The sequence below is a fragment of the Plastoroseomonas arctica genome (assembly GCF_018128965.1).
GTDB classification, from domain to species: Bacteria; Pseudomonadota; Alphaproteobacteria; order Acetobacterales; family Acetobacteraceae; genus Plastoroseomonas; species Plastoroseomonas arctica.
Genome location: NZ_JAAEDH010000006.1, coordinates 158,275 through 172,023 on the forward strand (window position 1 = coordinate 158,275; position 13,749 = coordinate 172,023).

Below are 13,749 nucleotides of genomic sequence, written 5' to 3' on the forward strand. Positions count from 1 at the left end.
CAGAGAGCACCAATACATCAAAAATAAAAGATGGGGGTTTGGGGGAATTCATTCCCCCATGCTTTCTTCAAGGCGCCGGAACCTCCGCAGCCAAAACACTTCCCGACTGACTCTCCGTGATCAGCAGCGTCGTCCCATCCGGCGCGAAGCAGCAATTTGTGGGCGTCCTTCCGAACGCCGTGCAGTCGATGACGAACTTCGCCACGCCGTGTGCGTCAACGCCCCAAACCAGCCCATGGCCTGGGTTCGCGATGAACAGCCGGTCATGGCCATCGACGGCCATTCCGTCGGGGCCGGAGATGCCCGCGGGAATGCGGAAGAACAGGTTCGCCTTGCCGATCTGCGCATCCGGGCGCAGCGGAAAGCGCCAGATCTCGCAAGACCGCGTCATCGCCACGTAGGCGTGCGTCTCGGCGCGGTTCAACGCCACCCCGTTCGGGCTCGGCCCGTTGCGGATCAGCGTGTCGATGCGGCCATCCGGGTGCAGGCGCAGCACGCGCCCGGTCGGGTCCTGCAGGCCGGTCTGGCCCTGGTCTGTGAACAGCACCGCACCGTCGCGCGCATAGGTGCAGTCGTTGAGGCCACGAAAGCCTTCGCTCAGCAGCGTCTCCAGCAACGGCGCGATCGCACCCGTGGCGGGGTCGAGCGTGAGCAGCCCGTGGCGATAGTCGGCGATGGTGAGCGCGCCGCCTGGCGCGAGCGCCAACCCGTTCGGCCAGCCATCATACTCGGCAAGCACCTGCCACGAGGTCGGGCCACCGATGATGAAAATACGTCCATTCGGAATGTCGGTGACGAGCAGCCGCCCCGCCGCGTCGAAGCACGGGCCTTCGAGGAAACTGTCGATCGCCTGGCCATTGCGGTTGGCCGCACTCCAGCTGGTGTGGCGCGGCGTGCGAAACTGCTGCGGCAGCGAAGAAAACAGCCGGGCGGTGATCGTGACAGGAGCGGGGAAGTGCATGCGGGGACACTGCATGGGCGGCCGCCAACCGGCAAGGCAGCCGGTTCACGGCTTCGCGAGATGCACATGCCCAGGGCATTCCGTGGTTCAATGCTTGACGCAACGCAGCACGAACGCGACATGCCGTTGCGTGATCTGGAGACGGGATCGTATGGCGCGCCTTCCGCTTGCTGCCACTGGCGCAGCAATCCTTCTGCTTGCGACCCTGGGCGACGCCGCGGCGCAGTTCGGCCCGCAGGGTCCACCGGCCGTGGGCATCGTCACCGCCGACCGGCGGCCGATCACCGAGACCTCCGAATTCGTGGGCCGCATCGAGGCCATCGAGCGCGTTGTCATCCGCGCCCGCGTCTCCGGCTTCATCCAGGAGATCACCTTTCGCGAGGGGCAGGAGGTGCAGCGCGGCCAGGTGCTCTATCGGCTCGAACGCGCGCCCTTCGAGGCGGAGCTCGAACGCCAGCAGGCGACGATCGCCTCTGCCCAGGCGAACCTGGTCAACACCCGCATCAGCCTCGACCGCGCGCGCGAGCTGGTGCGCACCGCGACGGGGACCCAATCCCGCCTCGACGACGCGATCGCCGCCGAGCGCACCGGCAACGCGCAGCTGCTCAGCGCCAATGCCGGGCTGCGCGCGGCGCAGATCAACCTCGACTACACGGTCATCACCGCCCCCGTCAGCGGGCGCATCGGACGGACCAACTACACCGAGGGCAACGTCGTGGGCCTCGATGCCGGGGCACTCGCGACCATTGTCAGCCAGGACCCGATGCGCGTCGCCTTCGCGATCAGCCAGCGCCAGGCGCGCGAGCTGCGCAACCGCTTCGAAGGTCGCGGCGGACCCGATGCGGTGCGCGTGCGGGTGCGGCTGACCGATGGCACGGTCTTCCCGCAGGTTGGCCGCGTGGTGTTCATCGACACCAGCGTCGATCGCAACACCGACACGCTGCTGGTCCGCGCCCTGATCCCCAATCCGGCGCGCGAGGTGAACGGCCAGCGACCCGATGTCGGCGACCGCGAGCTGGTCGACGGGCAGTTCGTTTCCGTCATGGTCGAGGGCGCGGAGCCGATCCAGGCCATCGCGGTGCCGCGCACGGCGGTGCTGCAGGACCAGCAGGGCAGCTACGTCTTCATCCTCGATGGCGAGAACAAGGCGCAGCGGCGCAACGTCACCCTCGGCCGCAGCCCGGGCAACACCGCGGTGGTGGAACAAGGCCTCGAAGGCGGCGAACGCGTCGTCGCCGAGGGCGTGCAGCGTGTGCGTCCCGGCCAGCCGGTCAATCCTTCCCCCATGAGCGCGCCTCCGCCGGCGCCGCCGCCGGGCAACGCGCAGCGAGGCTGATCGAGCATGTTGTCATCGGTCTTCGTCGACCGCCCGCGCCTCGCGGTCGTGATCGCCATCGTCATCGCGCTGGCCGGTGGCCTCGCGATGCTGCGCATCCCGGTCTCGCAGCTGCCCGACATCGTGCCCCCCCAGGTCTCCGTCACCACGCGCTATCCGGGCGCTTCGGCGGCGGTCATCGAGCAGACGGTGGCGCAGGTGATCGAGGCCTCGGTCAACGGCGTGGACCGCATGCTGTACATGCGCTCGAACTCGGCCAATGACGGCACCTACACGCTGTCGGTGTCCTTCTCCCTCGGCACCAACCCCGATATCGCGACCGTCAACGTGAACAACCGCGTGCAGGCCGCCCTCGCGCGGCTGCCGCAGGAGGTGCAGCGCAACGGTGTCACGGTGCGCAAGCAATCCGCCGCCATCCTGCAGTTCATCTTCGTCTATTCGGAAAGCGGCGAGCACACGCCGCTGTTCCTGTCGAACTACACCACCATCAACATCCTCGACCGCCTCGCGCGTGTACCCGGCGTGGGCCAAGTGAACCTGTTCGGCGCGCTCGACTATTCCATGCGCATCTGGTTCGAGACCGACCGGCTGATCAGCCTCAACCTCACGCCGTCCGACATCGTGGCCGCGATCCAGGCGCAGAACGTGCAGGCGCCGGTCGGCCGGCTCGGCGCGCGACCGACCGGGAACGACCAGCAATTCCAGTTCAACCTCGAGACGCGCGGCCGGCTCACCTCCGCGCAGGAATTCGAGGATATCCTGATCCGCGCCAACCCAGATGGCTCGACGCTGCGCGTGCGCGACGTCGCGCGGGTGGAGCTCGGCGCGGCGAGCGAGGATACCGAGAGCCGCTACAACGGTCAGCCGGCGGTGTCCTTCGGCATCTATCTCGCCCCGGGTGCCAATGCCGTGCAGGCGGCGACCGCGGTGCGCAACACCATGCAGGAGCTGAAGGGCCGCTTCCCCTCGGGGATGAACTACCGCGTCTTCTTCGACACCTCGGACTTCGTGAGCGACACGATCTACGAGGTGATCAAGACGCTGCTCGAAGCCTTCGTCCTCGTCGTCATCGTGGTCTACCTGTTCCTGGGTAATTTCCGCGCCACCATCATCCCCACCATCGCGGTGCCGGTGAGCCTGGTGGGCGCCTTCGCGATCCTGCTGGGGCTGGGCTATTCGGCCAACACCATCTCGCTGCTCGCGATGGTGCTTGCCATCGGCATCGTCGTCGACGACGCCATCGTCGTGGTCGAGAACGTCGAGCGCGTGATGGAGGAGGAACCCGACCTCACCCCGGCCGAGGCGACCAAGAAGGCGATGGCGCAGATCACCGCGCCGATCATCGCCATCACGCTCGTGCTGCTCTCGGTCTTCGTGCCCATCGGGTTCATCCCGGGCCTGTCGGGCGAGCTGTTCCGACAGTTCGCGGTGACCATCTCGGCGGCGATGGTGATCAGCGCCATCAACGCGCTCACCCTCTCGCCCGCGCTGTGCGCGGTGCTGCTGAGGCCGCATCACGGGCCGCGGCGTGGACCGATCCAGTACGTGCTGCGCAGCATCGACTGGACGCGCGACAAGTATGCCGGCGCCGTCACCCGGCTGGTGCGACTCTCCTTCCTCTCGATCCTGCTTACGGTCGGCTTCGCCGTGGGGGTGTATTTCCTCTCCGCGCGCACGCCCACCGGCTTCCTGCCGCAGGAGGACCAGGGCGCCTTCTTCGTGCAGGTGCAGCTGCCGCAGGGCGCCTCGGTCACCCGCACGCGCGAGACGGTGGTCCAGGTCGAGGAGATCCTGCGCAACATTCCCTCGGTCCAAGGCACGCTCGCGATCGTGGGCTTCTCGCTGATCGATGGCGGCGCGCAGTCGAACTCGGCGTTCCTGGTCGCGCGGCTGAAGCCCTTCGCGGATCGCGCCGACGCCTCGATGTCGGTGCAGGCGGCGATCGGGCGGGTGTTCGGCGCGGGGGCTGGGATCCGCACGGCCAATGTCTTCGCCTTCAACCTGCCGCCGATCATCGGCCTCGGCACCGGTGGCGGCTTCGAATACATCCTGCAGGATTACGAGGGCCGCTCGACCCAGGACCTCGCCGCCGCGATGCTCGCGATGATCGTCTCGGCGAACCAGGACCCGCGGCTGACGGCGGTGTTCTCGACCTTCAACGCATCGAACCCTTCGCTGTTCCTCGACCTCGACCGCGAGAAGGCGCAGGCGCTGGGGCTGTCCATCGCGCAGGTGTTCAACACGCTGCAATCCACGCTGGGCGGCTTCTACGTCAACGACTTCAACCTGTTCGGCCGCACCTGGCAGGTGAACATCCAGGGCGAGCCGTCCGACCGCAACGACATCGAGGACATCTTCCGCATCCACATCCGCAATTCGCAGGGGCAGATGGTGCCGCTCGGCGCGGTCGCGTCGCTGCAGCCGGCGGTCGGGCCGCAGACCATCTTCCGCTACAACAACTACCGCGGCATCTCGATGAGCGGCGCCGGGCGGCCAGGCGTCTCCTCCGGCGATGCGCTGGCCGCGATGGAGCAGCTCTCCGCGCGCGTCCTGCCGCCGGGCTTCGGCTATGAATGGACCGGCGTCGCCTTCCAGGAGAAGGCGGCGGCAGGGCAGACGGTCTACATCCTCGCGCTATCGGTGCTGTTCGCCTACCTGTTCCTGGTCGCACTGTACGAAAGCTGGGTGATCCCGATCCCGGTGCTGCTGTCCGTGGCGGTCGGCGTGCTCGGGGCCTTCGTGGCGTTGCTGATCACCGGCCTGCCGCTCGACGTCTATGCGCAGATCGGCCTTGTGGTGCTGATCGCGCTCGCGGCCAAGAACGGCATCCTGATCGTGGAATTCGCCAAGGAGAAGCGCGAGGAGGGCATGCCCGTGCGGGAGGCCGCGATCCAGGGCGCGCGCCTGCGGTTCCGCGCGGTGATGATGACGTCCATCGCCTTCATCCTGGGCCTGGTGCCGCTGGTCTTCGCCTCGGGCGCGGCCATGCTCTCCCGTCGGGCCGTGGGTACCGCGGTGTTCGGCGGCATGCTGGGGGCTGCGATCATCGGCATCTTCATGATCCCGATGCTCTACGTGGTGTTCCAGTCCATGCGCGAGGCCACCAAGCGCCGCTTCGCCGCGAAATCGCCCGAGCCGCAGATGCACCCTTCCCCAATCGGGGAATGATCGCAGATGATGGACGGCAAATCTTGAGGGAGAAGTGTCATGGCCAAGTTCGGATTGAGCCAGCCGGTGCGCCGCGTGGAAGACCCGCGGCTGCTGCAGGGTCACGGCCTCTACACCGATGACATCGGCACGATGGGCGCGGCGCACGGCATGGTGCTGCGCAGCCCGCACGCCCATGCCCGCATCCTGAGCCTGGACACCGCCGCCGCCGCCGCCATGCCCGGCGTGCTCGCCGTCATCACCGGGGCCGACATGCAGGCGGCGGGCCTGGGCGAGGTGCCCTGCGTCATTCCGCTGAAGAACTCCGACGGCACGCCGCGATCCGAGACGCCGCGCCTGGCCCTGGCCACCGACATGGTTCGCCACGTAGGCGACCCGGTCGCCTTCATCGTCGCCGAGACGGAGCAGGCCGCGCGCGACGCCTCCGAAGCCGTCGAGGTGGAGTACGAGATTCTCCCCTCGGCGACCGACCTCGCGACCGCCCATGAGCCGGGTGCGGCCAAGGTGTGGCCTGGCATCACGAGCAACATCTGCTTTGACTGGGACGCCGGCGACAAGGCCAAGGCCGACGCGCTGTTCGATCAGGCCGCCCACATCACGCGTCTGACCGTGGTGAACAACCGCGTGGTCGTGGCCAGCATGGAGGCGCGCGCGGCCCTGGCCGAATACGACGCCGCCACCGACCACTGGACGCTGACGACGAACACGCAAGGGTCGTGGCTGCTGCAGAAGCTGCTGGCCGAGGTCGTGTTCAAGCAGCCGGCGACCCATTTCCGCGTCATCACGCCCGATGTCGGCGGCGGCTTCGGCATGAAGCTCTACCTGTATGCGGAGCATGTGATGGTGTGCTTCGCGGCACGGCTGCTGAAGCGTGCGGTGCGCTGGGCCTCGGGCCGCACCGAGGCCTTCATGGCCGACACGCACGGGCGCGACAACATCACGCGCGGCGAACTGGCTCTCGACAAGGACGGCAATTTCCTCGCGCTGCGCACCCGCAATCACGCGAACATGGGCGCCTATCTGTCCACCTTCGCGCCGTTCATCCCGACTGGCGCGGGCACCAAGGTGCTGGCCTCGGTCTACAACTTCCAGGCGATCCACGCGCATGTGCTGGGCGTGCTGACCAACACCACCCCCGTCGACGCCTATCGCGGCGCGGGGCGCCCGGAAAGCAACTACCTGGTCGAGCGGCTGATCGACGCTGCTGCGCGCGAGACAGGGCGCGACCGCATCGCGCTGCGCCGGCAGAACATGGTGGGTGCTGCGGCCATGCCCTACACCTCCGCGATGGGGCAGCGCTACGACAGCGGCGAGTTCGAGCGGCTGATGGACACCGCACTCGCCAAGATCGACTGGGCCGGCTTCCCCGCACGACAGGCTGCGGCGGCCGCCAAGGGCAAGCAGCGCGGCATCGGCATGGCCTACTATCTCGAGGCCACCGGCGGCGCGAATTCCGAAAACGCCAAGGTGGTGTTCGCGGAGGACGGTTTTGTGGACGTCTATGTCGGCACGCAGTCCACCGGCCAGGGCCATGAGACCGCCTACGCCATGCTCACCAACCACGAGCTCGGCGTGCCTATGGAGAAGATTCGCATCCGCCAGGGCGATTCATCCTCGCTGCCCTCGGGCGGCGGCACCGGCGGGGCGCGCAGCCTCTACTCCGAAGGCCAGGCGATCCTGGTGACGACCGCGAGCGTGGTCGAAAAGGGCAAGCAGGCCGCTGGCGAAATCCTGGAAGCCTCGGTCGCCGATATCGAATTCACGACCGGCCGCTTCGCGGTCGCCGGCACTGACCGCGGCATCGCGATCCTCGAACTCGCCGCGACGCAGCGAAAGCGCGTGGCATCCGGCGAAAGCGCCATCCTGCTCGACGCCGAGGAGACCGCCGAGATTAAGGCGCACACCTTCCCCAATGGCTGCCACGTGGCCGAGGTGGAGGTCGACCCCGACACCGGCATCGTCACCATCCCCACCTACATCGTCATCGACGATGTGGGCCACGCGCTTAACCCGATGATCGTGCGCGGGCAGGTCCATGGCGGCGTAGCCCAGGGCATCGGCCAGGCGATGCTGGAACGTACTGCGTATGATCCCGAAAGCGGCCAGCTGCTCTCTGCGTCCTTCATGGATTACGCGCTGCCGCGCGCCGATGACCTTCCCAATATCGACGTCGACTTCATCGAAGTGCCCTGCGAGACGAACCCGCTCGGCGTGAAGGGTGCGGGCGAGGCAGGGTCGGTGGGTTCGCCGCCGGCGCTGATGAACGCCATTGTGGATGCGCTGGGTGGGCGTGCGGTGGATATGCCGGCGACGCCCGAGATCGTGTGGAAGGCGCTGCGGGCAGCGTAGAAAGCTTGGGGGGAAGAACTCCCCCCAATCCCCTCGTCTTTTATTCATATTTATTGGTGCTGTTTGGAAAGCCAGTGCAGAGCTTAAAATTTTGGTGCTGAGTGTGTGGCCAGTCCCAGAAAATCATTGTTGGCTTGCTGCGCGGCCAGCGTCCATTCGGTAGCGTTTCGCGTCCCGCCGACCAATGCCAAAAAGCCAAAAATAAAAGAATGGGGCCCGGGGAAATTCTTTTCCCCGGCCTTGCTTCCTACTGCCACGGGCTCCTGAACCCCGCCCGCGCCACCACCGGCGCCTGAAATCCCCCAACCATCGCCTGCAGCGCCGCCACCCGGTTTTCCGTCTTGGGATGCGTCGAAAACAGCCCATCCATCCGCAGTCCGGACAATGGGTTGATGATGAACATATGCGCCGTCGCGGGGTTCGCTTCCGCGGCCTGGTTCACCCGTCCATGTGCGTAGTGTTCCAGCTTCTGCAGCGCGTTGGCGAGTGCGAGGGGTTCGCCGCAGATCTCCGCACCCACGCGGTCCGCCTCGTATTCGCGCGACCGGCTGATCGCCATCTGCACGATCATCGCGGCCAGCGGCGCGAGGACCACCATCAGGATCATCCCGATCGGTCCGTAGGGGCTTTGGCGTCCCTGACTGTCGCGACCGCCGAACAGGAAGCCGAACTGCGTGAGCATGCCGATCGCACCCGCGATGGTCGCGGTCACCGTCATGATCAGCGTGTCGCGGTTCTTGATGTGCGCGAGCTCATGCGCGATGACGCCGGCGGCCTCGGGCTCGCTCATCAGTTCGAGCAGGCCGGTATTCACCGCCACGGCCGCGCGTGACGGCGAGCGGCCGGTGGCGAACGCGTTGGGCTGGTCTTCGTGGATGACGTAGAGCGCCGGCATCGGAATGCCCGCGCGCGCCGCGAGCCGGGCGGTGATGTCGTACAGCCGCGGCGCATCCTGCGGGGTGATCGGCTGCGCGTTGTGCATGCTCAGCACCATGCGGTCGGAATTCCACCAGGCGAAGACGTTCATCGCGCAGGCGATCGCGAAGGCCACCGCCATGCCGGTGCGCCCGCCCATCACGTAGCCGATGCCCACGAACAGCGCGGTCAAGCCGGCGAGCAGCAGGACCGTTCGGAAATAGCCACTCATGTTGAAGACACTCTCCCGGAAGCGACTCAGCGACCCCAGATGTGGGTCATGACGCCCGAAGAAAAAACACCCCCTGCCCTGCCGCTTGCATCCGTTGTGGAGAAGCCCAAGGCGCCGCCGCTGCCCAAGGAGGTTGACGGCCCGAAGGGACCCGAGCCGACCCGCTACGGCGATTGGGAGCAGAAGGGCCGATGCACGGATTTCTAGCCCTGTCCGAAGCGCGAACGTGCTTGTGTTCCGCCCGCGGGATCAGCCACCGTCTCTTGTAACACTCTCGCCGATTCGCGGCTCGAGTCGCGCGTCAGCTATTTGTTCGCGCGACTCGGCGCAAGGCGTTGATTTGGCGCGTTTCGAAACTCGCAACCCACGAGCGATGTTGGCTCTCCGTTCCCATCACGCCGGACGCCGTCCGATCAGGATGCTGACGCCGACCAGCCCAAGCCCCGCAAGCAGCAGCGTCGGCGCGACGCCGAGCCCGCTCAGCGCCAGGCCGTAGAGGATCGGTCCCAGGCTCTGCCCGCTGAAAAAGCTGAAGGCGTGCAGCGACACGGCCGAAGCGCGCGACTGCGGCGCCACCTCGCTTACCCGCGTCTGGATCGAGTTGTGAATCATGTAGAACCCGACGCCGAGGATCAGCATCGCCGCGATCGCGATGGCGAGGCTCGGCGCCACCCCGAAGCCGCCCAGGCCCAGCAGGCACAGCGCGCCGCCCAGCATCACCATCCGCCCCTGCCCGGCGTGGCGCAGGATGGGCGGGGCGATGATGGCGAAAACGATCCCGCCCAGCCCGAACCCGCCGATCGCGAGGCCTGATTCCGCAACGCCGCCAAGCCCGCGCTCGAGCAGCAGCCAGGCCACATAGGGGAAGATGCCGTAGATCAGCGCGCCCTCGATCGCGACCATGATGTAGAGGAAGCGCGCCGCGGGGTTGCCGATGATGTCGCGGTAGCGCTCCAGCGCGACCACCGGGTCGAAGCGGCCGCGTGCCTCCCGCATGCCGCCGCGCCAGGCCTCGTTGAGCACGAAGATCCCGGCGGCCAGCGCGACGGCTGCGCAGCCCAGGATCACCCCGCGCCAGCCGACGAACCCCATCAGGAAGCCGGCCAACGCGCCGCCGGCGATCTGCCCCGTTATGGCGAAGACCAGCAGGCGGCTGATCGCCACCTGGCGTTGCGCCATCGGCACCGCGTCGCCGATGATGGCGATGGTCACCGGCATCACCCCGCCCGCCGCCGCCCCGGCGAGGATGCGCGCCACCATCAGCCACCCCAACGTGGGTGCCAGGGCGCACAGCGTGAGCATCAGGGCCAGGATCAGCAGCGCGAAGGCAACCATCCGGCGCTTGCCGGTGGCGTCTGCCACGGGGCCCAGCACCGGCTGGATCAGCGCAAAGGGCAGCGAGAAGGCGGTCGAGAGCAGCGCGATCCGGTCGGCCGTGACCGCGAATTCGCGCCCCAGCTCGGCCGCCGCCGGATCCAACGCGCGGATCGCCAGCGCCCCGGAAAAGCTCGCGATGCCGAAGACGCAGGTGAGGCGGAGCACGGAGGGGGCGGGAGGCAACATCTGAAGCGGAGTCTGGACGCCCTGACCGCCCCTGCCCAGGGGGTGCGGCCGCATGGCGGGGTGGCGTGGGACGGGATGGCGTGAAATTTCGGCAGATCAGGCGCCGCGCTGGCGCATCCGCGCGCAGCTAGAACAGTGCGCCCCAGAGTGCCGCCAGCACCGCGACGCTCAGCGCCGTGAAGGTCAGCGCCATGCCGGTGACGCGGAAGACGAAGCGCTCCGGCTCCCGGCGGATGCCATAGGCGTGCACCGCGCGCCCGATCAGCGTCGCAAGGCCGATCGCGTGGATCACCGGGCGCGGCGTGCCGGTGGTCTCGGCGAGCGCTATCAGCAGCAGGATCAGCGGCACGTATTCGGCGAAGTTGCCGTGCGCGCGGCTGGCGCGCAGCAGCCGGCGATCCTCCCCGGTGCCGACCGCGATCTTGGCGTCGCGGCGTGCCGCGATGACCCGCAGGCTGATCGCCAGGAACAGGATGCCGAGCAGCGCGGCATAGAGCGCGGTGGTGCGGGGCTCGATCATGGCGCGCCGTCGCGAACCCGCTCGCACTGCCCCTGCGTCATGCGCCACCTCCCGCTGCCGCGCCCAAGATGGGCAAGCGGGCGGGCGATGCAAGCGCGGCGCGCTGCAATGCCGTGGCCTTGGCGCCCCTGCGCGCCTACATGCGGCGGATGGAACCGCTCGCCCTCTACATCCACTGGCCGTTCTGCGCCTCCAAATGCCCCTATTGCGACTTCAACTCCCATGTGCGGGACGGGGTGGACGCGGCGCGCCACGGCCGCGCGCTGCGGCGCGAGCTGGCGCATGAGGCGGCGCGCACCGGGCGGCGGCCGCTCGCCTCCATCTTCTTCGGCGGCGGCACACCGAGCCTGATGCCGCCGGAGGTCGTGGCCGACCTCGTCGCCGATGCCCGCGCCCTGTTCGACGCCGCCCCCGACATCGAGGTCACGCTCGAGGCCAACCCGACCAGCGTCGAGATCGCCAAGCTGCGCGCCTTCGCCCAGGCCGGGGTGAACCGCGCCTCGCTCGGCGTGCAGGCGCTGGATACGGAGGCGCTGCGCTTCCTCGGCCGCCAGCACGATGCGGGGGAAGCGATCGCCGCGCTGGAGGCCGCGCGCGCCATCTTCCCGCGCCTGTCCTTCGACATGATCTATGCCCGCCCCGGCCAGGGCGAAGCGGCGTGGCGGGCCGAGCTGCGACGCGCGCTGGCCCTGGCCGCCGACCACCTCTCGCTCTACCAGCTGACCATCGAGCCGGGGACGAAGTTTTCGACGCTGTTCGGGCGTGGCGAATTCACCCTGCCGGAAGGCGATGCGGCGGCGGCTCTCTACGCGGCGACGGCCGAGGAGGCGGGCGCATTCGGCCTCGCCGCCTACGAGGTCAGCAACTACGCGCGGCCCGGTGCGGAAAGCCGGCACAACCTGCAATACTGGCGCTATGGCGACTATCTCGGCATCGGCGCCGGCGCGCACCAGCGGGTGCTCGAACCCGCGGGCATGCGCGCCGCCCGCCGCCACCGCGCGCCCGAGGAGTGGCTCGCCCGCGTCGAGCGCGACGGCCACGCCGTGGTCGAGGAGGAATGGCTCACCCCGCGTGACCGCGCGCGGGAGGCACTGCTGATGGGCCTGCGCCTGGCCGAGGGCGTCGAGCTCGCGCGCATCGAGGCCCGCAGCGGCCTCGCCTTCGACGATTGCATCGACGCCGCGACGCTGCGCGACTGCGTCGAGGCCGGCTACCTCGAACAATCGCCCGGCCGGCTGCGCGCCACCGGCGAGGGACTCATCCGGCTCGACGCGCTGCTGCCGCGCCTGGTCGCCTGACGTCAGCGCCCCAGCGCGAGGGCGGCCTGGTAGACCTGCTTGCGCGGCAGGCCCATCGCCTCGGCCACCGTCGCCGCGGCATCGCGCAGGCTGAGCCCGGCGGCCAGTGCGGCGCGCAGCTGGTCCTCAAGCGCGCCTTCGACCGCGGCCTCCTCCGGCGCCGGGCCGACCAGGATCACCACCTCGCCGCGCGCCGCGTGGTCGGAGTAGTGCGCCGCGAGGGTACCGAGCGTGTCGCGGCGCAGCTCCTCGAACAATTTCGTCAGCTCGCGTGCGACCGCGGCCGGGCGTGCCTCACCAAAGGCCAGCGCCATGGCGGCGAGGCTCTCCGGCACGCGGTGCGGTGCTTCGTAGAAGATGAGCGTCGCGGCGAGGCCGGCCCGCTCGACGGCGCGGATACGCTGCAGCTCGGCCGCGCGTGCGCCCTCCTTGGCGGGCAGGAAGCCCAGGAACAGGAAGGGGTGCGGCGGCAGGCCGGAGAGCGTCAGCGCCATCACCGCCGCGTTCGGCCCGGGGACCGCGTCCACCCGCACCCCCTCGGCGATGGCGGCGCGGACCAGCCGATAGCCCGGGTCGCTCACCAGCGGCGTCCCGGCATCCGAAACCAGCGCCAGACGGGCGCCGGACTTCAGGCGCGCGATGAGGTTGGGGGCTTGCGCGGCCTCATTGTGGTCGTGCAAAGGGATGAGCGTCACGGAAACACCATGCCGTGCCAGCATGCCGCCGGTTACCCTGGTGTCCTCGCAGAGCACCGCATCGGCGCTCCGCAGCGTGTCCAGCGCCCGCGGTGAGAGGTCGCCGAGGTTGCCGATCGGCGTGGCGACGAGAACAAGACCCGGCATCGATGCCGGCCGCAGTGGAGGGTCCGTTGCCTGAGTTTCTTCGTCTTCGGCCAATGCGCAGGATCCTTGTGCCGCTGCTGGCCCTTGTGGCGCTCGCGGGTTGCGTGGCGCAACCCCTCACCCGGGTGGGCCTCGCCACCGCGCCTGGCGGCGCCGAGCCGCCGCGCACCCGCGTCGCGCTGCTGCTGCCGCTGAGCGGGTCCCAGGCCTCGCTCGGCCGCGCCATGCAGCGCGCCACCGAGCTTGCCCTGTTCGACGCCGGCAATCCAGAGGTGGATTTTATCCCAGTGAACACGCAGAGCACGGCGGGCGGTGCCGCCGATGCGGCGCGTGGCGCCATCACCGACGGCGCGCGGGTGATCGTGGGGCCGCTCACCGCCGCCGAGACCTCGGCCGTGTCCGTCCCGGCGCGGACCGCGCGCGTGCCCGTGCTGGCCTTCACCAATGACGCGGCGCAGGGCGGTCCGGGCGTCTGGCCGCTCGGCGTCACGCCCGCGCAGCAGGTGCGCCGCGTGGTCGCGATCGTCGCCGGCGCCGGCATCCGCCGCGTGGCCCTCGGCGCGCC

The 13,749-nt window shown here is 68.9% G+C and carries 11 protein-coding genes; 6 read left to right on the plus strand and 5 right to left on the minus strand.

Going from position 1 to position 13,749, the window contains the following annotated elements:
- Nucleotides 1-67: 67 nt before the first annotated feature.
- On the minus strand, nt 68-976 hold the full coding sequence (locus GXW79_RS07610; protein ID WP_246503797.1) for an SMP-30/gluconolactonase/LRE family protein: 909 nt from the start codon (nt 974-976) through the stop codon (nt 68-70).
- Nucleotides 977-1,112: 136 nt separating this feature from the next.
- Here GXW79_RS07610 and GXW79_RS07615 point away from each other — a divergent pair, with 136 nt between their 5' ends.
- From GXW79_RS07615 to GXW79_RS07625, 3 genes are read left to right on the plus strand one after another with little or no spacing between them, the layout of a single operon-like run.
- Entirely contained in the window at nt 1,113-2,297 is a 1,185-nt protein-coding gene (locus tag GXW79_RS07615) for an efflux RND transporter periplasmic adaptor subunit (protein ID WP_211873748.1), read from the plus strand.
- Nucleotides 2,298-2,303: 6 nt separating this feature from the next.
- A complete protein-coding gene (locus tag GXW79_RS07620) occupies nt 2,304-5,465 on the plus strand; it encodes an efflux RND transporter permease subunit (protein WP_211873749.1) in 3,162 nt (1,053 codons plus the stop codon).
- A 39-nt stretch (nt 5,466-5,504) separates the two neighbouring features.
- Nucleotides 5,505-7,814: a xanthine dehydrogenase family protein molybdopterin-binding subunit gene (locus tag GXW79_RS07625; protein ID WP_211873750.1), complete on the plus strand. Its 2,310-nt coding sequence runs from the start codon at nt 5,505-5,507 to the stop codon at nt 7,812-7,814.
- 247 nt (nt 7,815-8,061) lie between these two features.
- Here the strand turns inward: GXW79_RS07625 and htpX are convergent, their stop codons facing one another.
- Nucleotides 8,062-8,961 (minus strand): zinc metalloprotease HtpX, encoded by a 900-nt coding sequence (gene htpX, locus GXW79_RS07630; RefSeq protein WP_211873751.1) that lies wholly within the window; start codon nt 8,959-8,961, stop codon nt 8,062-8,064.
- Nucleotides 8,962-9,009: 48 nt separating this feature from the next.
- On the opposite strand from htpX, the gene GXW79_RS07635 reads away from it, so the two are divergent.
- Nucleotides 9,010-9,168 (plus strand): DUF1674 domain-containing protein, encoded by a 159-nt coding sequence (locus GXW79_RS07635; protein ID WP_211873752.1) that lies wholly within the window; start codon nt 9,010-9,012, stop codon nt 9,166-9,168.
- A 186-nt stretch (nt 9,169-9,354) separates the two neighbouring features.
- Here GXW79_RS07635 and GXW79_RS07640 read toward each other — a convergent pair whose 3' ends face one another.
- Together GXW79_RS07640 and GXW79_RS07645 are read right to left on the minus strand one after the other, a co-directional pair.
- On the minus strand, nt 9,355-10,524 hold the full coding sequence (locus GXW79_RS07640; RefSeq protein ID WP_211873753.1) for an MFS transporter: 1,170 nt from the start codon (nt 10,522-10,524) through the stop codon (nt 9,355-9,357).
- A gap of 127 nt (nt 10,525-10,651) precedes the next feature.
- Complete coding sequence (locus GXW79_RS07645) at nt 10,652-11,044, minus strand: MAPEG family protein (RefSeq protein ID WP_211873754.1); 393 nt, start codon at nt 11,042-11,044, stop codon at nt 10,652-10,654.
- Between the two features lie 140 nt (nt 11,045-11,184).
- Here GXW79_RS07645 and hemW point away from each other — a divergent pair, with 140 nt between their 5' ends.
- The gene (hemW, locus tag GXW79_RS07650) at nt 11,185-12,342 is read left to right on the plus strand and encodes a radical SAM family heme chaperone HemW (protein WP_211873785.1); all 1,158 of its coding nucleotides are present in this window, start codon (nt 11,185-11,187) and stop codon (nt 12,340-12,342) included.
- Between the two features lie 2 nt (nt 12,343-12,344).
- Here hemW and rsmI read toward each other — a convergent pair whose 3' ends face one another.
- The gene (gene rsmI / locus GXW79_RS07655; RefSeq protein WP_211873755.1) at nt 12,345-13,184 is read right to left on the minus strand and encodes a 16S rRNA (cytidine(1402)-2'-O)-methyltransferase; all 840 of its coding nucleotides are present in this window, start codon (nt 13,182-13,184) and stop codon (nt 12,345-12,347) included.
- 53 nt (nt 13,185-13,237) lie between these two features.
- Between rsmI and GXW79_RS07660 the strand changes: the two genes are divergently transcribed.
- On the plus strand, nt 13,238-13,749 hold a 512-nt coding region (locus GXW79_RS07660; protein ID WP_211873756.1), incomplete at its 3' end, for a penicillin-binding protein activator.